This is a genomic window from Leucobacter musarum subsp. musarum (genome assembly GCF_001273845.1).
GTDB lineage: Bacteria > Actinomycetota > Actinomycetes > Actinomycetales > Microbacteriaceae > Leucobacter > Leucobacter musarum.
In genome coordinates this window covers 164,134-185,703 of sequence record NZ_JHBW01000062.1, presented here as the reverse complement: position 1 = coordinate 185,703, position 21,570 = coordinate 164,134, and the positions used below count along the sequence as shown (strand labels likewise).

General features: G+C 65.6%; 18 protein-coding genes. 8 read left to right on the top strand and 10 right to left on the bottom strand.

Annotated features, from left to right (window positions below; all coding sequences use genetic code 11):
- Positions 1 to 4 precede the first annotated feature (4 nt).
- Genes CH42_RS16850 through CH42_RS01050 form a run of 3 tightly spaced genes read left to right on the top strand, consistent with a single transcriptional unit; the run spans position 5 to position 3,460 of the window.
- Entirely contained in the window at positions 5 to 1,474 is a 1,470-nt protein-coding gene (locus CH42_RS16850) for a hypothetical protein (RefSeq protein ID WP_053351346.1), read from the top strand.
- Entirely contained in the window at positions 1,368 to 2,852 is a 1,485-nt protein-coding gene (locus CH42_RS01055) for a polysaccharide biosynthesis tyrosine autokinase (RefSeq protein ID WP_053351345.1), read from the top strand. The genes CH42_RS16850 and CH42_RS01055 overlap by 107 nt, the downstream gene beginning before the upstream one ends.
- A complete protein-coding gene (locus tag CH42_RS01050) occupies positions 2,849 to 3,460 on the top strand; it encodes an arsenate reductase/protein-tyrosine-phosphatase family protein (RefSeq protein ID WP_053351344.1) in 612 nt (203 codons plus the stop codon). The genes CH42_RS01055 and CH42_RS01050 overlap by 4 nt, the downstream gene beginning before the upstream one ends.
- Positions 3,461 to 3,672: 212 nt before the next feature.
- Here CH42_RS01050 and CH42_RS01045 read toward each other — a convergent pair whose 3' ends face one another.
- Both CH42_RS01045 and CH42_RS01040 read right to left on the bottom strand, forming a co-directional pair.
- Positions 3,673 to 5,763, bottom strand: coding sequence for an acyltransferase family protein (locus tag CH42_RS01045; protein ID WP_053351343.1), 2,091 nt, complete (start codon positions 5,761 to 5,763; stop codon positions 3,673 to 3,675).
- 30 nt (positions 5,764 to 5,793) lie between these two features.
- The gene (locus CH42_RS01040) at positions 5,794 to 6,480 is read right to left on the bottom strand and encodes a GntR family transcriptional regulator (RefSeq protein ID WP_053351342.1); all 687 of its coding nucleotides are present in this window, start codon (positions 6,478 to 6,480) and stop codon (positions 5,794 to 5,796) included.
- Positions 6,481 to 6,624: 144 nt separating this feature from the next.
- On the opposite strand from CH42_RS01040, the gene CH42_RS01035 reads away from it, so the two are divergent.
- The 3 genes from CH42_RS01035 (at position 6,625) to CH42_RS01025 (ending at position 9,734) form a co-directional block, all read left to right on the top strand.
- Positions 6,625 to 7,722, top strand: a complete 1,098-nt coding sequence (locus tag CH42_RS01035) for a glycosyltransferase (protein ID WP_053351341.1) — start codon at positions 6,625 to 6,627, stop codon at positions 7,720 to 7,722.
- Positions 7,723 to 7,748: 26 nt separating this feature from the next.
- A complete protein-coding gene (locus tag CH42_RS01030) occupies positions 7,749 to 8,240 on the top strand; it encodes a hypothetical protein (protein WP_156322421.1) in 492 nt (163 codons plus the stop codon).
- Positions 8,241 to 8,306: 66 nt separating this feature from the next.
- Positions 8,307 to 9,734 carry a sugar transferase gene (locus CH42_RS01025; RefSeq protein ID WP_053351339.1) on the top strand — a complete coding sequence of 476 codons (1,428 nt, stop codon included), beginning with the start codon at positions 8,307 to 8,309 and terminating at the stop codon, positions 9,732 to 9,734.
- Between the two features lie 12 nt (positions 9,735 to 9,746).
- Here CH42_RS01025 and CH42_RS01020 read toward each other — a convergent pair whose 3' ends face one another.
- Entirely contained in the window at positions 9,747 to 10,394 is a 648-nt protein-coding gene (locus CH42_RS01020; protein WP_075205180.1) for a GntR family transcriptional regulator, read from the bottom strand.
- Positions 10,395 to 10,509: 115 nt separating this feature from the next.
- Here CH42_RS01020 and CH42_RS01015 point away from each other — a divergent pair, with 115 nt between their 5' ends.
- Positions 10,510 to 11,184 (top strand): GntR family transcriptional regulator, encoded by a 675-nt coding sequence (locus CH42_RS01015; RefSeq protein WP_053351337.1) that lies wholly within the window; start codon positions 10,510 to 10,512, stop codon positions 11,182 to 11,184.
- Positions 11,185 to 11,209: 25 nt separating this feature from the next.
- Here the strand turns inward: CH42_RS01015 and CH42_RS01010 are convergent, their stop codons facing one another.
- From CH42_RS01010 to CH42_RS16165, 3 genes are all read right to left on the bottom strand, one after another.
- Positions 11,210 to 12,088 (bottom strand): PPK2 family polyphosphate kinase, encoded by an 879-nt coding sequence (locus CH42_RS01010; protein ID WP_053351336.1) that lies wholly within the window; start codon positions 12,086 to 12,088, stop codon positions 11,210 to 11,212.
- A gap of 91 nt (positions 12,089 to 12,179) precedes the next feature.
- Positions 12,180 to 13,988 (bottom strand): 2-succinyl-5-enolpyruvyl-6-hydroxy-3-cyclohexene-1-carboxylic-acid synthase, encoded by a 1,809-nt coding sequence (gene menD / locus CH42_RS01005; protein ID WP_239683895.1) that lies wholly within the window; start codon positions 13,986 to 13,988, stop codon positions 12,180 to 12,182.
- Positions 13,985 to 14,563 (bottom strand): PLD nuclease N-terminal domain-containing protein, encoded by a 579-nt coding sequence (locus CH42_RS16165; RefSeq protein ID WP_082309209.1) that lies wholly within the window; start codon positions 14,561 to 14,563, stop codon positions 13,985 to 13,987. Before CH42_RS16165 ends, menD begins: the two co-directional genes overlap by 4 nt.
- An 84-nt stretch (positions 14,564 to 14,647) precedes the next feature.
- Here CH42_RS16165 and CH42_RS00995 point away from each other — a divergent pair, with 84 nt between their 5' ends.
- Complete coding sequence (locus CH42_RS00995) at positions 14,648 to 15,001, top strand: DUF4229 domain-containing protein (RefSeq protein WP_239683894.1); 354 nt, start codon at positions 14,648 to 14,650, stop codon at positions 14,999 to 15,001.
- 6 nt (positions 15,002 to 15,007) lie between these two features.
- Here CH42_RS00995 and CH42_RS00990 read toward each other — a convergent pair whose 3' ends face one another.
- From CH42_RS00990 to CH42_RS00975, 4 genes are all read right to left on the bottom strand, one after another.
- Positions 15,008 to 16,837 (bottom strand): ABC transporter ATP-binding protein, encoded by a 1,830-nt coding sequence (locus tag CH42_RS00990; RefSeq protein ID WP_053351335.1) that lies wholly within the window; start codon positions 16,835 to 16,837, stop codon positions 15,008 to 15,010.
- On the bottom strand, positions 16,834 to 18,720 hold the full coding sequence (locus tag CH42_RS00985) for an ABC transporter ATP-binding protein (protein ID WP_082309208.1): 1,887 nt from the start codon (positions 18,718 to 18,720) through the stop codon (positions 16,834 to 16,836). The genes CH42_RS00990 and CH42_RS00985 overlap by 4 nt, the downstream gene beginning before the upstream one ends.
- Before the next feature lie 306 nt (positions 18,721 to 19,026).
- Complete coding sequence (locus CH42_RS00980) at positions 19,027 to 19,983, bottom strand: 1,4-dihydroxy-2-naphthoate polyprenyltransferase (protein WP_053351334.1); 957 nt, start codon at positions 19,981 to 19,983, stop codon at positions 19,027 to 19,029.
- Positions 19,980 to 21,239, bottom strand: coding sequence for an AMP-binding protein (locus CH42_RS00975; protein ID WP_239683893.1), 1,260 nt, complete (start codon positions 21,237 to 21,239; stop codon positions 19,980 to 19,982). The genes CH42_RS00980 and CH42_RS00975 overlap by 4 nt, the downstream gene beginning before the upstream one ends.
- Between the last annotated feature and the right edge of the window lie 331 nt (positions 21,240 to 21,570).

The following is a 21,570-nucleotide window of genomic DNA, read 5'->3' as shown; positions in this document are numbered from 1 at the left end:
CACCGTGACCGTCCTCGGTGCCGTATTCATTGCGCTGACAGCTTTCGGCCTGTTCAAACGCCGCGCTCTTCCGTGGATCCTGGCCCTCTCCGCCGCCTTCCCGTACTCGGCAGCACTGGTCATCGCGGGCAACTCGCTCTATCCGTTCCACCTGGTTGCCGCCGCAGCGACCGCAATCCTCGTATTCGACCGGTCGACCGAACGCAGGCCGATTCCCCGGGCGCTCCTGAGCCCGATGACCCTTTTCGTCGGCTGGGCCTTCTTCATCACCGCGGTCGGCCCCATCATGTTCGCCGGGCAGCCCGTTCTCGGCGCGCGCACCGGCATCGATCAAGCCGTGGAGTCGCAGGATCCCCTGAGCTTCAGCGTCTCATCGATCGCCCAGGCGGTATATCTGGGGCTAACCGTCGGCGCAGTGCTGTATGTCGCCACGCGTCGCGTGAGCCCGCACATCGCGCTCGTTCCCTTCGCAGTCGGAACGGTGCTCGGCTCCATCAACCTGGCATCCATCACTTTCGGGCTCCCCTGGCCCGCTGCGCTCTTCGACACCTCGGCGAACGTCTTCTACTCGTTCCGCTACCGCGGCGGCATCTTCAACGAAGCCTCCGAATTCGGGGGGTTCTCCGTCGCCGCCGCAGCCCTGTTCGCCGTCATGATCGCGCGCTCCACGGGCTGGCTGCGCGTGTCGAGCATCGTTCTCGTCTCGCTCGCGCTCATCAATCTGTCGCAGGTGCGAGCAGGTACCGCACTGGCCGGGCTGATCCTCATCGTCCTTATCGGCACCGGCGCGATCATCTGGCGCCTCGTGCGCACCGGCCGCGGCATGGTGCTCATCTTCTACCTGGTCAGCACCGGCACGATCGCCATGCTGCTCGTCGGCGCAAGCATCTTCGCCTGGGGCTCTGAGATCTTCGTGGGCAAGGTGGGAAGCACATCGCTGAATGCGCGTTCGTCGAGTGACGAATTCTCGCTCGAACTTGCCCTGCAGACGTTGGGCCTCGGGGTCGGGCTGGGTTCGAATCGGCCATCATCATTCGCGACCATGCTGCTCTCATGCGTGGGCGTGATCGGCTTCGCCGCATTCGCCCTCCTTATTGGTCGGCTCATCGCGCGAGCACTCCGCGCGCCGGGCGGAGCACCCTACGCCTGGGCGCTCATCGCGTTTCTCGCCGCAAAGGCCGTCAGCCTGCCCGACCTCACCACGCCGGGCATGTGGATGTTGATCATCGCGTGCATGACCCACGCCACCGGGGCCGTGCGCACTCCTAAGATTGCAAATAACTTGCCGGGCGCTGTTCCGGAGATTGGAAACCACCGTGGACCTCAAGGACCTCGCTCGAGCGATACGACGCCGTTGGATCTTGATCGTGGGGCTGGTGCTGCTCGGCGGCGTGCTCGCGCAGGGGTTCACGCTGTTGTCGAAACCCCAGTACGCGGCGTCGGCTCAACTCTTCGTCACTACGCAGGGCAATGATTCCGTCGGCGACCTCAATCAGGGAAACGCCTTCGCCCAGGGTCGCGTGTCATCGTACGTCTCACTCGCCACGAGCAACCGCGTGCTCGGCGACGTGGGCGAACAACTCGACCTCACGGTCGACCAATTGCGTGGAAGTGTGACCGCCGAGAACCCGGTGAACACCGTACTGATCAACGTGCGGGCCACCAGCGGCAACGCGCAGAGCGCGGCACGGATCGCGAACGCCGCCGCCGACCACCTCGTCGAACTCGTGAATTCCGTGGAGAATTCGGGCGCAGACGACGGAGCCGTCGCGCCCGTCACACTGACCAAGGTGCAAGACGCCGGCGTGCCGACCTACCCGTTCGCGCCCAGCACGACGCGCAACCTGCTGCTCGGCATCGTGCTCGGTCTCATCGCCGGGGTTTCCGCGGCCCTGCTCATCGAACGGTTCGATACGCGGCTGCGCGGCCGCGCTGCGATCGAGGAGGTGAGCGACGCCAGCATTCTCGGTACGTTCGCTCCGGAGACGGGCACCGGCTCGGAGCTGTTGCTGCGCGACCTCGAGACCTACAGCGGTCGAGCGGAAGCCTACCGCCAGCTCCGCACGCACCTGCAGTTCGTGGGCGTCGACGGCGGCGTACGATCTGTCCTGATGACCTCCTCGGTACCGGGCGAAGGAAAGAGCACGACCGCGGCAAACCTCGCCATCGTGCTCGCCGAGAACGGCGTGCGCGTGCTGCTCGTCGACGCCGACCTGCGTCGCCCCCGCATCGATTCGTTGCTGGGCTTGGAACGCTCGGTGGGCCTGACCACGGTGCTTACCGGCAGAATCGCGCTCGAAGACGCCATTCAAGAAGTATCGTTCGGCCAGCCGCTGTCGGTGCTGACCGCCGGCGCGCTGCCCCCGAATCCCAGTGAGATGCTCGCGTCGGCGCGCATGGAGCAGCTCGTCGCCGATATGACCGACCAGTTCGACGTCGTCATCATCGACAGCCCCCCGCTCGTCGGAGTCAGCGACCCGAGCAGCCTGGCGACCATGGTCAGCGGCGTACTGCTCGTCGCCAGCGCAGACGGGCGCCTGCAGCGCGATCAGTTCACCCAGGCGCTTGAAAACCTGAAGTTCGTGCACGCTCGACTCTTCGGTCTCGTGCTGAATCGCGTCGATCTCGGGAAGCGCAAGGGGTACTACGGCTACGAGAGCCGCACGGAGCCTGAAGCAAAGTCTGCCGCCCGCCGCCCATCACGCATCGCGCGAAAGACTTCGGCTTCGGCAGTCGAGCCGGAGCCGGGCCCGCGGCGTGGCCGCCGCGCTGCGGAGCCGAACGACGCCAATGCGCCCTCGACACTCGCCGACGACTCGAGCTCTGCCTATGGGTCGGGGATGCGCCCATGAGCGATGACGCACGCGTTCTGATCGTCTGCACCGCGAACCTTTGCCGCTCGCCCTATGTTGAGGCACGCCTACGCGCTGCTCTCGACGATTCCCGGGTACACATCGAGAGCGCCGGCACCCGCGCGATGACGGGTGCCGCGATGTCGGCAGACTCCGCGACGCAGCTCCGCCAACGAGACATCGAATTCGACGTCTCGTTCGCCGCGCGTCAGGTCACTACCGCCCTCATCGAACGGGCCACCCTCGTGCTCACCATGACCCGCACGCATCGCGCGCAGGTGCTCGAACTCGCCCCGCTCGCCCTGAAGCGCACCCTCACGCTGCGCGAGTTCGCCGGTCTGCTCGAGGCGCGCGCCTCCGACGACACCGTTGCCCCGCTTCCGTCGGCCCCACCGATCGAGTCGTCGTCACACGATGCCTGGGCAGCGCTTGTGCGCGATTGCATTTCGCGCCGCAGCCGTCATCCGGAGCTCGTGTCGAGTGACGACGCCGATCTCGCAGACCCGTACGGCCTCGGGCCCGAAGCGTTCGCCACGATGGCGCGCACCGTCGAAGGCGCCGTCGATCAGATCGTGCACGCTGCGCACCACCTACTGCCTCCGTCGTAAGCAGCGCGTTCCCCCGCTGCACGGACTACGAGTCAGCCCCGGTCTGCCGTTCTGGCACACCGGGGCTGACTGCGTTCAGGAATCGTACTCGCCTTCGCTCGCTGCGCTGCGCTGTCGGGCATTGCGGTGCGCCCTTCGCTCGCTGCACTGCACCCTCGGGTACTGCGCTGCAACGCAGTGCCCGAGGGACGGGCGCTCAGAGCCCAGCGAGGTCAGGCACCCGACGACGATTGGAGGAGCGGGGCCCGATGCAGCTCGGAAGCGAACCACACACCGAGGCTGCGTGCAAAGCTCTCAGTGAGGTGCGACTCGTCGTGATACACCGGCAGCCCGCCGATCGCGGCAAAGCACTCGGTCGCGTCGCAGAATCGATCGGAGATCGAGAGGAAGTGCGTGCGATCTCCCACCCTCGATGCGAGGAAGTCACGAAGGCTGTGGGTGTCGAGCGCTTGGTCGACTGGATTGCGGCACGATGCCTCTCCGTACAGGGCGAGACAGCGGGCCCGGTCGACCCTGTTGCCGTGGCGATCACCCGTGAGCGGCACGTCTTCGACCATGGTGACGCGCTTGCCCATGTCGGCGAGCTGCGCGATCAACTCGGCGTAGCCCTTCGTGTACACGGAGTCACTGTCGGCGTACGCGGTGCTGAAGTTTGCGAACACGATTTCATCGGCCTGCGGCACCAGGTTCTGCAACACCCAGTCGTTACGCTGCTGACACGCGAGCTGCTCGGCCACCGAGATGTCGCGATTCACCGTCGACACCGGAGCGAGTGCTGTCGTCGGGCAGGCATCTCGCGCCGCCACGATGACGCGCGCTCCGGTTCGCTGACCCATCTCGTCGAACGCACCGGCCCACGAACCCGCATGCGAGTCCCCCCACAGCAAGATCATCTGGTCTCCATCAGGGTCGCCGTAATTGCAGACCGCATGTGGCGCAGCATCAGTGCCAATGCAGTGGTGCTGCCAGGGCCCGGGAATGTCTGCTGAGGCACCGGCGACGAGACCTCGGTCGAGGTCGCCCAGTTGAGGGTCGCAATCAGCACCCGCGTCGGCTCCGCACTCGACGACGCTGGCTCGGGCTTCGGCGACGGAACGGGCTTCGGCGCGATCGGCGATGACCACGCTGCCCGTGGCGAGCGCACCGATCACCACGGCAATCGCCGAGAAGCGCATCAGGGCGCCATTCTGTGCATGAAGCCTGCGGCGCGGCGCAACTTGAGCGGGACGCCCGATGCGTTCGATGTATCGCATCGAGAGCGCGGAGAGCAGCAGCGTCAGTGCCAGCACAAGCATCGGCACCCAGGCCGGCTGTCCCGAGACCCGCAGCGCAAGGGGCAGCAGAATGATTAACGGCCAGTGCCAGAGGTAGATCGAGTACGAAGCGTCGCCCACCCAGAGGGCGATCCGTTGCATCGGCTGCAGCACGCGCACCGAGGTGAGCCCCTCGCGCGGTACTCCGATCAGCACGAGTGCCGTGGCGATCACGGGAATCAGCGCGCGAACCCCGGGGTAATCGGGGCCGGAGGTCATGAAGAGGGCGCCGACCACCAGGCCGAGGGTTCCTGCCGCTGCGAGGAGCGTGCGGGTGCGCGCCGCGAATGGGCGCATCCACAGGTGCGCGTAGAGGCCCAGCACGGCACCGACGCCGAACTCCCACACTCGACCGACGGTATGGAAGTACGCGCCGCTCGTGCCAGACAAGCCGACTGAGGCGATGAAGCTCAGCAGTGAAGCGGTCACGATGGCACCCGCGATGACGTGTCGACGCTGTTCGATGGACAGCATTCGGGCGCCCCAGAGCAGGGCCAGAATCGCGAGCGGCCACACCGCGTAGAACTGCTCCTCGACCGAGAGCGACCAGAAATGCTGCAGCGGCGACGGGTCGATCGCGCCGAAGTACGAACCGGCGTCGCGATAGAGCCACCAGTTCTCGACGATGCCCACGCTCGCGATTGCGTGCATACCGGTCGACGCCCATTCACTCGTCGGCAGCCATGCGACCGTGGCGATGAGCACCGCGAGCAGCACGGTCGCCGCTGCCGGAAACAGTCGGCGAACACGTCGCACGTAGAATCTGCCGAGCGCGGCCAGCGTGGGCGTCGACGAGAAATCCCGCCACAGGTGGGAGGTGATGAGGAAGCCGGAGAGCGCGAAGAAGGCGTCGACCCCGATGAAACCGCCCGGCAGAGCCGTCGGCCAGAGGTGGTAGACCACCACGATCGTCACCGCTACCGCGCGCAGTATCTGAATGTCGATGCGCTTTCGGTCTCGACGACCGACAACGCTCCTGCGATTCTCCATCTGTGTTCCTCCCCCTCGATGTGCTTTCGGTTACGCCGTGGCCTCGACGAGCGCGCGCTGCATCGCCGCGTGGGTCGCATCGCACACGGTAACGATGCCCGCCTCGTCACCGGAGATCATCGCGCCCACGAGACGCCGCACCGCAGTGATGGCATCGACCGCGCGCAAGATCTGCGGGTTCAGTCGGAGCACACGTTGCAGCCGGGGCTGCACGATATCGATCACTCGACGCAGCGTAGGCGCCGACATCCGCTCGGCGCAGAATCGCCCGAAGGCCTGGAGCGCGGCGTAAGCATCGCTCGGCTCGGCCACGTGTATCCGACGCTCAAGCATCTGCAGCATGTGACGGTCGTCGTCGGTGAGCTCGCGGAGCACCTGCACAAGACCAATGCGATACGCCCCTGCAAGCAGTTCGAGCGATACATCGAGGTCTCCCTCATACAGGTCGGTAGTGCGCGTGTACCGATTTGGGGCCGTATCGACGAGGCCGGCGGTTGCCAGCTTCGCCAGCGCCTCGCGTACGGGAGTGCGCGACACGTTGAGGCGCTGTGCGACTTCATCGTCACGAATGCGCTCGCCCGGAGCAAAGTCGCCGTTGATGAACTCGGTCACCAGCACGTCGTAAACGTCTTGGCGCAGCAGCCGACGGTGCTGCAACTGGGTACTGATGGTTCCCGGCGAATGATCGACCACATCCTGCGTTGTGTGCCACGGCATGCGTTCTGTCCTTTCTTAAAAAATATTGAAATGTTGTGTTGCAGTATTTCAATTCATGCCATAGTCTACATTCCAGCACCTCAAAATGCAAAGATGTTAATATTTCAACATTACGGGCAACAACTGGAAAGGACGTGGACTCAGATGGCCGGACTGATTGCGCACGAGTGGATCGAGCGAGTCGGCGGTGCCGAGAAAGTGCTCGACGCTTTCGCCGATACCTACGCCGACGCCGACATGTTCTGCCTCTGGAACGATGCGCCCGAGCGCTACTCGCGGAAGGTGCGCGAGAGCTTTCTCGCTCGCACACCCCTACGTGGCCGGAAGGCGCTGGCCATGCCGCTCATGCCCCAGGTTTGGAGTTCAATGGGGGGCGCCGACTATGAGTGGCTACTTGTGAGCTCGCACCTCTTCGCCCACCAGGCGCAGGTTCCGGGCCTCGACCCGAACCGTAAGTTCGTGTACACGCATACTCCGGCTCGGTATCTCTGGGAGCCGGAGCTCGACGCCCGTGGTGCGTCACCCGCCGTGCGCGCCGCCTCGCCGTTGTTCCGCGCGCTCGACGCTCGTGCAGCACGTGAACACCGCAATGTCGCAGCGAACAGCGACTTTGTACGCGATCGCATTGCGCGCACGTGGAGTGTCGAAGCCACGGTCATTCATCCCCCGGTCGATGTAGCTCGACTGCAGCAGGTCGATGATTGGCGCGATGAGCTCGATGAATTCGAGGCAGAGTTCATGGCTTCGGCGACAGCGCCCTACCTACTCGGCGCCTCACGCTTCGTCCCTTACAAGCAGCTCGACACCGTGATCACTGCGGGCGCTACCACCGGCATGCCCGTCATCATCGCCGGCGCGGGGCCCGATGAAGATCGCCTGCGCACGCACGCTGCGCAGCTTGGGGCCGACGTGCGCTTTGTCATCAACCCGTCAGATGCGCTGCTCGCTGCCCTCATGCAGCAGGCCACCGTCTATTTCTTCCCCGCTGTTGAAGACTTCGGCATCATGCCGGTTGAAGCGATGGCACTCGGTACGCCCGTCATCGTCAACGCTGTAGGCGGCGCCTCTGAGTCACTGCTCGAGGGCCAGACGGGTATCGCGCTTGCCGATTTCTCGCCCGCCGCGCTCGCTGAAGCCGTTACGACGGTGGCAGCAATGAACCCCGAAGCCTGTCGCGCTCGCGCTCGCGAGTTCAGCACCTCACGCTTCCAGAGCGAGATCCGCTCTTGGATGTCCTTGTAACACCGAACCACACATTGGAGAACACCATGCAGAAGAAGACCCGCCTCACCACCTCGCTCGCCGCCGCGTCGATCGCGCTGATCGCCCTCGCCGGCTGCACGAGTACCAAGCCTGACGATGCCGCAAAGGACGGCAAGCCGACCGCCAATGCCGAGCAGTCCTCCGATAAGAAGTCGAATGACGAACAGTCTGCCAACGCGACTGAAGACGAGGTCTTCGTTCCCGAGGAGAAGACCTACGAATGCGTGGACGGCGTGGTGAGCATCCCAGAGAGCAACGCCATTCTCACTCTGGAGGGCGATTGCGCCTCAGTCGAGGTGACCGGTGTGAACTCGCTGATCTCGATCACCGGCAGCGTCGACCAGCTCAGCGTAGGCGGCTCGATCAACAAGGTCGTCACTGTTTCAGCCAACAACATCACTTTCGTCGAGGAGTCGAGCGGCAACGTCGTCGAGAGCCAGGGCGAGCCGGTCGTCACCGACAACGGCGCCGAGAACGAGGTCATCGCTCCCGAGTAAAAGAGCGCCGGCATCGCATCGGCGCTCGCCCGACCCACACACCACTGAAGCAGAAAGATTCACATCATGGCAGTCCTGGATTCCAGCGCACTGCAGGCCAGCCTCGAACGGCCCCGCCTGCAGATCGGCTCCGGCATCTCGCGCGTACGCGCATCGATTCTGGCGACCGACACGGTGATCATCGCAGCGGCGACGCTCGGTGCTCAGCTGTACCGCTTCTCAGGGTTGACCATCGACTCGAATCTTTTCATCGGCCAGGTCGGCATCGACTATCTGACCGTCTCGGTCGGCCTGGCCCTGGTGTGGTCGCTGGCCCTCTCGCTCTTCCGCACCCGCGATGCGCGCGTGCTGGGCGTCGGCGATGACGAGTACCGACGCGTCGTGCTTGCGAGTGTTTCAGTCTTCGGCGTCATCGCGATCCTCGCCTACGCACTTCAAATCGAGATCGCTCGAGGGTACGTTGCGTTCGCACTCCCCGCCGGGGTCGCGGCACTGTGCATCAGCCGTAAAGTCTGGCGCACCTGGCTGGCACGACAACGTTCGCAGGGCGAGTACCTCTCCAACGTCGTCGTGGTTGGCTCACCTGATGAAGCCGCTGGGGTCGTCTCGCAGATCAACGCCACGCCGAAGTCAGGCTTGCGAGTCGTCGGCGCTGTCGCTACCCCCGCGACTGCGGCACAGACTGCACAGCTGCTCAACGCCTCGGCCGTCATAGTCGCCGGTGGCCTTGAGCGCGATTCGATCTGCGCCCGTACGCTCGCGTGGGAGCTCGAGAAGCACGCAATCGAACTCATCGTGCCCTCTCCGCTTGCGGGCATCGATCAAATGCGCGTGCAACACCGCCCCGCAGGCAGCATGCCCCTGATGCACGTCGAGATGCCGAGGTACTCGGGTGTGCGACGCGCGGCGAAGCGCGCGTTCGACATCGCTGCCGCCACCCTCGCACTGATCGCGTTGAGCCCGGTGTTCGCAGTGGTCGCCTATCTCGTCAAGCGTCAAGACGGCGGGCCCGTATTTTTCCGCCAGGAACGCGTCGGACGCAATGGCGTCTCGTTCTCGATCTTCAAGTTCCGCACGATGGTGACAAACGCCGAAGCACTGAAGGCCTCGCTCGTTGAGCACAATGAGGGATCGGGACCGCTCTTCAAAATGAAGCACGACCCGCGCATCACTCCCCTCGGCGCATTCTTGCGCAGGTCGTCGATCGATGAATTGCCGCAACTCATGAATGTGCTGCTCGGCACGATGAGCTTGGTTGGGCCTCGGCCCGGTCTGCCCAACGAGGTCGCCGACTACGAGCAGCACACCGAACGACGTCTGCTCGTGAGCCCTGGCATTACCGGCCTGTCACAGGTGACCGGCCGCAGCGACCTCACGTGGGAGCAGAACGTACGCTTCGACCTGCATTACGTCGAGAACTGGTCATTCGGCCTCGATCTCGCGATTCTCGGTCGCACCGTGAAGGCCGTGACGCGCAGTTCGGGCGCTTACTAACCTCGATTCACCCTAGGGCAGCTTGAAGATTTTCTCAGTGGCGAGCTCGGCTGAAACCGACTCGCCGCTGGCGATTGCCGCATCGAGTTCGTCGAGCAACCGCTCGAGTTCTTCACCCACGAACATCGAGATGAAGTACTCGCCCGGCAACTTGAACATGAGCCCTGCCGCTGTGTCGGTGTACACCTTGTGGAGCAATTCGTTGCCACACTGAGCCGCGAGCAGGTTCCACATGCCAAGCACGGTTCGTCGGGCTTGGGTAAACGCCTCATCGCGCAATTGCTTGCGTGTCTGGCGCAGGATCGTGAGCACCTCGCCACGCTCGACCTCGCTCAGGCGGTCGACCGCCAGGCGCATGACTCCGCCCAGCAGCACCCCCAGTGTCTGCATTGCCTGCAGCGTTTCTTCGGGCTTCGGCATCGCAACCCGGGTGTACCGGTTCGGCTCCATCTCGATGAAGCCCGCGCGCGTGAGCTCATTGAGCGCATCGCGAATGGGCGTACGCGAGACGCCGAGCCAGTCTTGCAACGCTTTGTCGTTGAGCGATTCACCGGGTTCGAGCGTGCCATCCATGATCGCGTCGCGAATCTGCTCTTCGACGACATCGCGAAGCAAGACTCGCTTGCCTTCGGCGATCGGGTTCTTCTTCGGAACGGGCATCGACAGATCCTTTCGTGACGCAATCACAGCGAAGCTCCACACAAGTATTCAGAATTCTGATGCGGCACCATACCCATCAGTGCAATATACTACTATTCAAAATGAGGGGGCACAGATGCCGGTACCGCAGGGAGCACAGCCGATTAAGAGCGAGCGCAAGTTGCTGCGAGACACCGTTCGGGAGCGCATCCGCGATGCGATCATGGACGGCACACTTGCTCCGGGCGAAGACCTCAGCGATCAGGCGCTGCAAGAATGGCTTGGCGTCTCGCGCACGCCCATCCGCGAAGCAATCAATGAGCTCGTTCGCGACGGGCTCGTCGAGACCTCACCGAACCGCTATACCCGCGTCGCAACGCCCGATTACGCGAATATTGTCGCAACGTTCCGTACCATAGCCGTGATTTACGGCGGATTGATCCGGCAATCGCTGCCCAACATGGGTGAAACGGAGATTCAGATTCTCGTTGCCGAGATCGACCGATATCAGGTCGCCCTCAATAACAGCGACGCCGACAGCGTTCGACAATCAACAGGCGCAATGCTTGTGTTATTCGAAAAGTATTGTGACAACCCCGTGCTCCTCAAAATACATCAAGCAAACTTTTACGGACTTGCATTCGCAATTTCAACGGAGTCAGTGTTCGAACGCTTCGATTTAGACCCCTACAAGGCAAATGTTCAATTGTTCGCCAACGCCATCCGCTCACGCGATACTGCGGGTGCCGTGGCAGCATTTGAAGCGGGATTCTGGCTCCCGCCTCTTGGCAAGGAAACCGAGAGGTCTTAGCTAATACCAACGACGCACACCATTCTTAGCCGCGCAATGGCCAGCTGATGTCGAGCGAGTCGACGACGCGCTGACGCTCGGCAGCGACGTCAAAGTCGGGCTCGGGCCAGTGCGGGCTGAGCTTCGCGAGCTCAGCGATGACAATGCGCTGCACTGCCACGCGCGCGTACCACTTCGCGTTGGCCGGCACCACGTACCAGGGCGCAGCATCGGAGTCGGTGCGTTCAATCGCCGTCTGGAACGCCTCCATGTAGGAGGGCCAGTGCAGGCGCTCATCGACATCGCCCGGGTTGTACTTCCAGTACTTCTCGGGGTCGTCGAGACGAGAAATCAATCGTGCTGCCTGTTCCTCGGGTGCGATGTGCAACATGATCTTGACCACGCGCACGCCCTCAGCGGAAATGCGCGCCTCGAAATCATTGATCGCACCGTAGCGACGCTCGATCTCTTCCGGAGGCGCGAATCCGCGCACCTTCTGAATCAGCACGTCCTCGTAGTGCGAGCGATCGAATACCCCGATCACGCCCGGGCCGGGCACGCGCGGTTCGACGCGCCACAGAAAGTCGTGCGCGCGCTCCTCCTCCGTGGGCGACTTGAACGCGGTGAGCGCGAGACCATACGGCTCCGTCTGCGCGAAGACGTGATTTACGATGCCGCCCTTGCCCGCGGCATCCATGGCCTGGAGTACGACGAGCAGGCGATCCTGCGCACCGAGTCGGCTCTGCGCAAACAACTTCTCTTGCAGCACCCGCAGCTCTTGCGCTGCACGAGCGAGTTCCTTCTCACCCGCGCACTTGTCGGCATCGGTGCCCGGCTTCGACGCGGGGTCGACCGCACTCAGCTGAAACCCCTCGCGCACGCGCAGCAGCTCGGTGACCTCGTCGGTCCAGAAGGTCTTCGTCATCGTGTCTCCTCGGCCTTGCGCAGACGCTCGTGCGACCGGTCGCCCACGAACTCGTGCCTTCCACTGTAGAGCGGAGTCGGCATGGAGCGCGCTATTCGGCGAACGGGATCTCGACGATGCTCGGGCCCGTGACCGGCTCGGTGAGCAGTCGCTCGAGTTCACTGCGCGTCGCGACACGACGATACTCCCAGCCATAGGCCTGTGCGAGCGCGGCCAGATCGGCACGGTGCGGCGTACGCATCACGCGGGCGAAGGCATCAGGATCAGCCGTGCCCGCAACCTCCAGACCGTCAAAGATGGTGCCGCCATGGTCGTTACCGACGAAGAGCTGCACGCGCGGGCGGCGCTCCCCCTCGAGCAGCAGCAGCGATCCGGCATCGTGCAGGGTCGCCAGGTCGCCGATGAGCACGCGCGTGGTACCGGCTCCGCGTGCGGGGTCGTCGACGTCTTGGCTCGCCGTCGCGACACCGAGCGCCGTCGCGATCGTGCCGTCGATGCCAGCAAGGCCGCGATTCGCGTGCACCGCGACCCGCCTGGCCGGCGCGAGACCGTCGAGCACCCGCACGAGTCTGGACGCCGCAACGACCAGGCGATCGTGCGGCCATGTGCCGCGCCACACACTCTCGACGAGCAACGCTCGAGAGATCGGTTCGCGCATCGTTGCGACTTCGGAGCGCGCGTACGCATTGCGTTCCTTGTATCCGGTCGCCTGAGCCGCTTCGAGATCGGGCTCGTGCACCGTGGTGCGCTCGCGCTGCAGCGCACGATCGGCAACGACCCACGCGCCGAGCCATCTGCGGAGGGCACGCGGATCATGATCGTCGGCCACTCTGGCGGCGCGCACGATACGGGCACCACGACTGGGGTCGACGTGTTCGACTCGTGGCCCGTCGTGCGGGTCGACAACAATGACCTCGACATCGTCGCGACGCAGCAGCGCGGGAACCTGGCGGGTCAGCGTCGGGTGTCCAAAGACAATCGCCCGCTCGACCAGTCCCCCGATCTCGGGGTCGTCCAGCAGCGTGGCGTAGCCAGTGATCGCCTCGCGCCCGAATCGAGCACCGCTGACGACTTCTGCGAGCAGTGGCAGCCCCGACTCTCGAGCGAACTGCTCCGCCGCTTCACCGGCGCCGGCACCGGCGATAACCACGGCCAGCGCGTCGCCGGCGTGCATGTACGTTTCGTCGGCATCGTTCGGCGCGACAGGTGCGTCATCAGCCGCCGCCGAGTCGCGCTCTTCGGCAGCCGCGGTGAAGCCCGCAGCGATCATGCGATTGAAGCCTGCGGTACCCGAGAGCGGATCCCGAAAGGCGAGGTTCAGCTGGACCGGACCGGCCGGCACACCTCTCGCATCACCCATCGCCTCGCGCAGGGCTCGTGCCGCGAGGGTCGACGGATCGCGCTGCGGTTCGCGCCGCAGGTCGCCGTCGACGAACTCGGGCGCCGGAACATCGGCGGCCCATCGAGCAATGGCCGCGAAGACGCCAGCCTGGCGCGTGGTCTGATTGCTCCGTATACCGCGCAACTCATCGGGCCGATCTGCCGAGAGCACCACGTAGGGCACTCGGCCCTCATGTGCCTCGAATGCGGCGGGCACGAGGTTGGCGGCCGCGGTGCCGCTCGTCACGATCACCGGGGCGGGGAGCCCGGTTTCACGTGCAACACCGAGCGCTAAGAAGCCAGCCGAGCGCTCGTCGAGCGACACGTGCAGCCGCACGGCACCCGCCACCTCGGCAGCCGCTGCCGCGAGGGCGAGCGCCTGCGAACGCGAACCCGGGCACACCACGACATCGCGTACGCCGCGACGCACGAATTCTGCCAGCAGTTCGACCGCGAATACCGAGGCCGCGGCGGGCTGCCCCGGCGACACAGCCTGTGGGGCGTGTTCGGGCGCGATCACGAGACGGAATCGCCGTCGGGGCGCTTTCCGGGTTCTGCCGAGCTTGAGTCGCCACCCTTGGAGCCCGTTGTCGGGCCATTCTCAGGGTCCATCTCGGGAGCGGTCGCTTCGCGGGGGTGCACCGAGGTGCTCGGTTCGGGGCCAAAGTCGGGGGCATCAGCCGTGGGCGAGTCGCTCTGCGGGGCCGAGCGATCCGGCGCATCGTCTACACCCTCTGCCGCGGAGCGCGCGCCCTCGCCAGGGAACGTCTCGTTGTCGAGCTCGCGCAGGCGATCTTCGAGATCGCGCATGTGCGCGTCGAGATCGTTACTCGAGAGCCGAGTACCGGTGAAGCGGGGGTCGTCGTCGGGCGCCGAACGCCGCAACTGCGCCGCGCGAGCTTGCGATTGGGGCGAGCCCTTACCGATCAAGAACCACAGCGCCGCACCGATCACCGGGAGCACCACAATCAGCACAATCCAGATGGGTTTGCCGACCCCTCGAGCGCGCGACGCGTCGGTCATCGCCGCGTCGACCAGCGCGTACAGCGTGAAGGCCACAGCGATGACGATTCCGATGATCACGAACCGCACCATACCCCAATCGTACTCGGTTCGATGCGACGAACCCTGGGGCTTGCGCCAAGGGATGGCACAGGTGCCGCGACTACACTCATGCGGGTGAAGAACACCCGCTCTGCCTGGCTCGTCTACATCGTGCTGCGACTGCTCTTTTTCGCAGTGCCGTTCGCGGCCCTGTATCTCATCGGCATCCAGCCGTGGCTGGCGGCGATCTTCGCGGCACTCATCGGCGTCGCGCTCTCGGTGATCTTCCTCTCACGCTCGCGCGCAACCGCGTCCGAGAGCATCTACGACTGGCGCAATCGCGACCGCACGGCCGACGACATCGTCGAAGACGAGGCCGTCGATGCCGAGGGCGATGGATCGGCAACGGCCCTCACCAATAATGCCGCCGATCGCGTGGCGCCTGATGCAGAGCAGGAAACTCCCCCACACCAGGCCCCGCGCGACTGACTCCGGTTACACCTGCGTCGACTCCCACTCGGCGTAGAGCTTCGCGTAGCGGCCCCCGAGCTCGACGAGCTCTGCCGGGGAGCCATCCTCGACGACCCGACCGTGCTCCATCACGAGCACACGGTCAGCGATTGCGACCGTCGATAGACGGTGCGCGATGATGATCGCGGTGCGGTCGGCCAGCAGACGTTGCAGCGCATCTTGCACCAGTCGCTCGCTCGGCAGGTCGAGTGAGGCGGTCGCCTCGTCGAGAATCAGTACCGTCGGGTCGGCAAGGAAGGCCCGTGCGAACGAGATCAACTGGCGCTGACCGGCCGACACACGACCGCCGCGCTTGTTCACGTCGGTGTCGAAGCCGTCGGGCAGCGCCTCGATGAAGGCCTCAGCGCCGACCGCGCGAGCCGCCGCGCGGATCTCATCCGCCGTCGCATCGGGTTTGCCGAGCGCAATGTTCTCGGCAACCGTGCCGCTGAAGAGATACGCCTCCTGCGTCACCATGACGATCGCGCGTCGCAGATCGGCCGCATCGAGGTCGCGCAGGTCGACCCCATCGAGCCGCACCGCCCCCGACGTCGGGTCGTAGAAGCGCGCCACGAGCTTCGCGAGCGTCGACTTGCCCGCTCCTGTCGTGCCAACAAGCGCGACCGTCTGGCCCGCGGGCAGCACCAGGTCGCAGTCGTCGAGCACGGTGCGCCCTGCGGCGCCGGCCGTGCCGTAGGCGAAGGTGACGTGGTCGAAGCGCAACTCTCCCCGTGCGCGCTCGAGGCGAACTGGGGTCGCGGGATCCTGCACCGTCGGTTCTTCTTCGAGCACGCCCGACACTTTTTCGAGCGCCGCCGTGGCCGACTGATACGAGTTCAGGAACATCGCGACGTCTTCGAGCGGGCCGAAGAAGTTGCGCACGTACAGCACCGCGGCGATGAGTACGCCGATGGCGAGCTCGCCACTTGTCACGCGCAGCGCACCCCAGAGCAGCACGACGGCAATGGTGATGTTGGCGAGCAGGATCAGCCCCGGGTCGAGCGTGCCGAAGAGTCGAATCACGCGCAGGTTCGCACGCCGGTACTGGTCGGAGACCTCGCCGAAGTCGGCGTCGCCCTTGCGCTCGCGACGGAACGCCTGCACCGCGCGAATGCCCGTCATCGTTTCAACGAACTGCACGATGAGCCGCGCGCTCACGACGCGCGTCGAGCGGAAACCCTTCTGCGATTCGACGACGAACCACCGCATCAGCAGCGCGAGCGGAATGCCCATGAAGAGCAGCACCAGACCGCTCTTCCAGTCGAGCAGGAAGAGCATGACGAGCGTGAAGGTGCCGATGAGCACGGCGTCGACGAGCTCATTCAGGCTGCCGTCCATGAGCTCCTGAATCGATTCGAGGTCGCTCGTCTGCCGCGAGATAATGCGGCCTGACGTATACCCCTCATGGAATTCAAGACTCAGGCGCTGCGTGTGACGGAATATGCGGGTGCGCAGCTCGATCATGACCGCCTGCGTCAGGCGTGCAATCAGCACGACGTACCAGCCGACCAGCAACGAACCGATCGCGCCCGTGACGAGGAACGCGAGTGCCACGCCCACCGCGGGCACCCAGTCGCCGGCCTGCACAGCACGTGGCAGTGCCGTATCGATGCCGTAGGCGATGAGCGACGGACCGATGGCGCGCATCGCCGACGAGATGATGACAACAACGGCCGTCAGCAGAATCAGCCGACGCAGGGGGCGCAGGATCGACCCCAGCAGGCGCAACGATCGCCGGCGAATCGCGCGGCTCTCCGCCTTCGTGTAGGTGTCGCGGTCTTCACCGCTCGTGCCGTGCACGCTCTCGGGGCTCATGGTCGCACCTCCTCGGTGCTGGTGTCGTCGGGGCTGGTCGGGGTTTCGGTGCCGGTATCGATACTGGCGATCAGGTGCCGGTAGTGCTCACTCGTGCGCAGCAGCTCGGAGTGCGTGCCCACGGCATCAATGCGCCCGTCGCGCATCACCGCGACGCGGTCGGCAAGCGCCACCGTCGAGGGGCGATGCGCCACGATTAACGCGGTCGTGTCGGCGAGCACCCGCCGCAGCGCGGCCTCGACGAGGGCCTCGGTATCGACGTCGAGCGCTGAGAGCGGGTCGTCGAGCACGAGCACATCGGGATCGGCGGCGACCACTCGCGCAAGCGCGAGCCGCTGGCGCTGGCCGCCTGACAGGCTCAGCCCTTCTTCGCCGACCTCGGTGTCGAGCCCCTGCGGCAGGTCGTTCACGAAGCCCGCCTGTGCCACGGCGAGCGCATCTTGGAGTACGCGCTCGGACTCGGCGCTGCCGGGTTCGAGATCATGGCGGCCGAGCAGCACGTTCTCACGCACGGACGCCGAGAACAGGATCGGCTCCTCGAATGCGACACCAATGCGTCGGCGCAGTTCTTCGAGTCGCAGTTCGCGCACGTCGATGCCGTCGAGCTCGACCGCACCTGCCGTCACGTCGTACAGACGCGTCGGCAGGGTCGTGATGCTCGTCTTGCCGCTGCCGGTCGACCCGACGAGCGCCAGCGTCTCGCCCGGACGCAGGGCGAGATCGAAGCCGTCGACGAGGTCGCGCTCCTCGGGCGCAGCATCGGGGTAGCGAAAATGCACATTGCGGAATACGAGCTCGCCGCGACCGTGCTCGATGGTCTTCGGATGTTCCGGATCCGTCACCGTCTGCTCGGCGTCGAACACCTCGAACACGCGATCGGTGGCGGTGCGGGTGTCGATGAGGAACGAGAACAGGAAGCCCAGTGACCCCATCGGCCAGCGCAACGCGGCAGCCATCGCGAAGAACGCGACGAGCTCGCCGGTCGTGAGCATGCCGTGGGCCGCGAGCCAGACACCGGTGATGAAGCAGGCGCCCATCGCGAGGATCGGCACGAGCTCATACCAGAACCACAACCCGCCGACCTCGCGCGCCTTGCGCATCTCGGTGTCGCGCAGCGTCTCCGCACGGCGCGTGAACTGCGACAGCGCGTGCCCGCCGCGACCGAATGCCTTCAGCACGCGAATGCCGTGCACACTCTCTTCGACGGAGGTCGCGAGATCGCCGGTCTGATCCTGACTGCGCCGCGAAAGCACACCATAGACCTGTTCGAACCGGTACCCGACCACCCAGATCGGAATCGAGCAGAGGATGAAGACGACACCGAGCGCCCAGTGCCAGCGGAAGAGCAGGCCCATGCCGATGAAGATCGTCAGCAGGTTGACGAGCAGCAGAATCGAGCCGAACGCGAGCCAGCGGCGGATCGAGCTGATGTCTTGCATCATGCGACTCAGCAGCTGGCCCGACTGCCAACGGTCATGGAACGCGACGGGCAGACGCTGCAGACGCTCGTAGAAACCCTGGCGCACGGCGTACTCCACCGACGCAGCGGGGGCGAGCACCAGTCGGCGTCGCAAGAACACGAGCAGCGCTTCGGCGACGCCGAGTGCGAGCACGAAAAGGGTCGCCCAGATGATCTGCACGCGATCTCCCGAGATGATCGGGCCGTCGACCGCCCACTGCAGCACGAGCGGAATGATGAGGCTCGCCACCGCGGCGCCGAGGCCGAGGAAGATGCCGCCGATGAGCTTGGGCAGCGCCGGGCGGGCGAAAGGCAGCAGTCGCGCGAGTGCACGGAGCGTGGAGACGCGGCCAGGATGAGCCTGCGCGGGAGTGGCCCCGGAGTCTTGGGGGTCGGGATGCTGGGATGCAGCGGTGTGATTCATGATGCCTGACGGTGTCGGCGTCACCGATGCACGGGGCGCGAAAGCCCGGGTGCGCGGCAGCGCGAAGACGGATGCGGAAGCTGGGGTGGTGCGGCGGTGTGCGATTCGCTCAGCGCACGAGCCGCGTCGACCTAATGCCCGGACTTCGGGGTGCCCGGAAAGTACGTCGCCGACGGCTGTTCGATGATCGCCATGGGTCGCTCCTCTCCGGGGTCAGGGTTTCCGTCGATCAGCCTAGCCAGGTTGCGCACCTCGGGGCAAGCAGTTCTTGGGCGGCCGGGTGATCCAGCACCGCGTCACCCGAGGTTAGAACGCGAACGCGATGCCGAGCAGCACACCATATGCGAGCGCGGCGAAGCTCGTGAGCTGCAGCACGATGATGAGTTCGCGCGGCGTCTTCGCGGTCAGCGTGATGATGATCGCCGGAATGACGAGCAGCAGCACGAACCACACCAGAATCATGCCCGGCTGGGCGACCGTGTACAGGGCCGGCACGGCGAACGGCAGCACGACGCACACAACGTACAGAATGCGTGACGCGCGATCACCGATGCGTACGGAGAGGGTGCGCTTGCCGGCGAGCTTGTCGGTCGGGATGTCGCGGAGGTTGTTCACGACGAGCACCGCCACCGCGAAGAAACCGACGCCTGCACCGGCGACCCAGGGCTCCTGCACGTCGAGTTCTGTTTGCAGCCAGACCGTGCCGACCGTGGCCACGAGGCCGAAGAAAATGAAGACGACGAGTTCGCCGAGCCCGGCATACCCATAGGGGCGTTTGCCACCGGTGTAAAACCAGGCCGCGACGATGGCGATCGCGCCAAGCGCGAGGAACCACCAGCGCTCGCTGAGCACCACGGCGACGACGCCCGCCACTGCGGCGAGCGCAAAGAAGATCAGGGCGAGGGCGAGCACGCGCTTCGGGTTCACGAGCCCCGAACCGGTGAGACGCGCCGGGCCGACACGGTAGGCGTCGGTGCCGCGGATGCCGTCGGAGTAGTCGTTCGCGTAATTCACGCCGATCTGCAGGAAGACCGCGACCGCCAGTGCGAGGAGCGCGAGTGTCAGATCGAATCCGCGCACCATGTACGCGATGCCCGTGCCTGCCGCAACCGGTGCGACCGCCAGCGGTAGGGTGCGCAGGCGCGCGCCGCCCACCCAGTTGCGCCAGGTGATGCGCGGCGGTCCGCCCGCAGCGGCCTGTCGCTTTGCCGCTTCGCGGGTCGCCGGATTGCCCGAACGTCGTCCATTCTTCGCCGCGTTCACGCCTGATCGTCTCCCCGTCGTACTTCGGAGAAGCTCGCCCGCAGGCGGCCCATCCATTGCTTGATCGCCGCGTGATCGGGCTTGCCACCCGACAGCCGCGGAATCTCTTCCATTTCAGTCGCCCACTCGGGCACCGACGCCGGGCCGAGAGCACCGCGCAGCGCCTCTTGCACCCGCTCAAAACTTACGCGCGCGTCGCGCGGCGCCACAGCCGCATGCTTCGGTCGGCGCGTCGGGTCTGCCGAGCGATCGATCTCGACCACCAGCGACACCCGTTCGCCCCATTCGGGGTGCGGGGCGCTGAGCGCAACCGCGCTCTCCCAGCCCGTCTGGTCGCGCACGACGCGCTCGACCTCATCGAGCGACACGTTGACCCCGCCCGAGATGATCACGCGATCGATGCGCCCCGTGACCGTCAGCATGCCACCGAGCAGCTCACCGGAGTCGCCGGTGCGATACCACCGCACCGGAACACCATCGCGGCCCGCCTCGGTGATAAAGGCGCGATCGGTGAGCTCGGCGTCACCCACGTAACCGAGCGCGAGCGAAGGGCCGGCGAGCTGCACCTCTCCCCCGCGAATGCGCACCCGCGTATCGCCGATCTCGACACCGTCGTACACGCACCCACCCGCGGTCTCGGTCATGCCATAGCTGCGCTTCAGACCGATGCCGAGCGCGTGGGCGCGACTGCGCAGGGCGAGGCTCACGGCCTGCCCACCGACGAGCACCGCATCGAAACGGCGCAGCACGTCGGCGGCTGCGCGATCCGTCTCGATCATGTCGAAGAGCCGTGCGAGCTGCACCGGCACCAGCGAGACGTAGCGGCGCTCGGCGTCAAGGGTTTCGGCGCGCTCCAAGAATGCGGCGGGGTCGAAGTGACCGTCGAAGAACACCGGCTGCGTACCCGCAAGCTCACTGCGCACCAGCATCTGCAGGCCCGAGATCAGGTGCGGAGGCAGCGTGACCAGCCACTGGCCGTGCCCGCCGAATCGCTCGGCCGTCGCCTCGGCGCTCGCGCGCAGCGCGTCGGCGGAGAGCGCAACCGCCTTCGGGGTGCCGCTTGACCCGGATGTACGCACGACCACCGCCGTGCCCTCGGGCAACTCCTGCTGCTGCAGGCTCGCGATCGCGTCGGGATCGGTGCCCGGCGCCACGGGAACAATCGGGGCGCCGCCCGCGAGTGCGTCGGCGAGCCCGGCCATGAGCCAGGCGCGATCTTCAGTCGGGATCGCACGGAGTCCGTGGGGCGCAGTCACCCACTCAGCGTACTCCCGTTCGCTGGGGGTGCGGGGCGGGGTGCCGCCGCTGCTGCCGCCGCCCTTTTCTGCGATCGGGGTAACTTCGGACCAGTGTCGAGGCGGTATTGGTCGCCAACACTGGTCCGAAGTTACCCCGATCGTGCGGAGGCGCGGGGCGGTGGGGCACGAAGGCACGAAGTCGCCGCCGCGCCCTCTCGCCGCGCGCGGCTCACTGCAGCGGGGTCACTTTCGGAGGGTGTTGTGCGCTGCGCACCCTCCGAAAGTGACCCCGCTGCGTGAGTACGGTGAGGGCGATGGGCCGGCCGGCCGGTCGTCGCGCGCGCTAGCG

Excerpts from the sequence above, each read along its gene's own strand:
- CH42_RS01045 (WP_053351343.1), bottom strand. The coding sequence starts at position 5,763 with ATGGAGAATCGCAGGAGCGTTGTCGGTCGTCGAGACCGAAAGCGCATC.
- CH42_RS00990 (WP_053351335.1), bottom strand. The coding sequence starts at position 16,837 with ATGAGCCCCGAGAGCGTGCACGGCACGAGCGGTGAAGACCGCGACACC.
- CH42_RS01020 (WP_075205180.1), bottom strand. The coding sequence starts at position 10,394 with ATGCCCGTTCCGAAGAAGAACCCGATCGCCGAAGGCAAGCGAGTCTTG.
- CH42_RS00985 (WP_082309208.1), bottom strand. The coding sequence starts at position 18,720 with ATGAATCACACCGCTGCATCCCAGCATCCCGACCCCCAAGACTCCGGG.
- CH42_RS01035 (WP_053351341.1), top strand. The coding sequence starts at position 6,625 with ATGGCCGGACTGATTGCGCACGAGTGGATCGAGCGAGTCGGCGGTGCC.
- CH42_RS01015 (WP_053351337.1), top strand. The coding sequence starts at position 10,510 with ATGCCGGTACCGCAGGGAGCACAGCCGATTAAGAGCGAGCGCAAGTTG.
- CH42_RS01010 (WP_053351336.1), bottom strand. The coding sequence starts at position 12,088 with ATGACGAAGACCTTCTGGACCGACGAGGTCACCGAGCTGCTGCGCGTG.
- CH42_RS01030 (WP_156322421.1), top strand. The coding sequence starts at position 7,749 with ATGCAGAAGAAGACCCGCCTCACCACCTCGCTCGCCGCCGCGTCGATC.
- CH42_RS01040 (WP_053351342.1), bottom strand. The coding sequence starts at position 6,480 with ATGCCGTGGCACACAACGCAGGATGTGGTCGATCATTCGCCGGGAACC.
- CH42_RS16165 (WP_082309209.1), bottom strand. The coding sequence starts at position 14,563 with ATGGTGCGGTTCGTGATCATCGGAATCGTCATCGCTGTGGCCTTCACG.
- CH42_RS01025 (WP_053351339.1), top strand. The coding sequence starts at position 8,307 with ATGGCAGTCCTGGATTCCAGCGCACTGCAGGCCAGCCTCGAACGGCCC.
- CH42_RS01050 (WP_053351344.1), top strand. The coding sequence starts at position 2,849 with ATGAGCGATGACGCACGCGTTCTGATCGTCTGCACCGCGAACCTTTGC.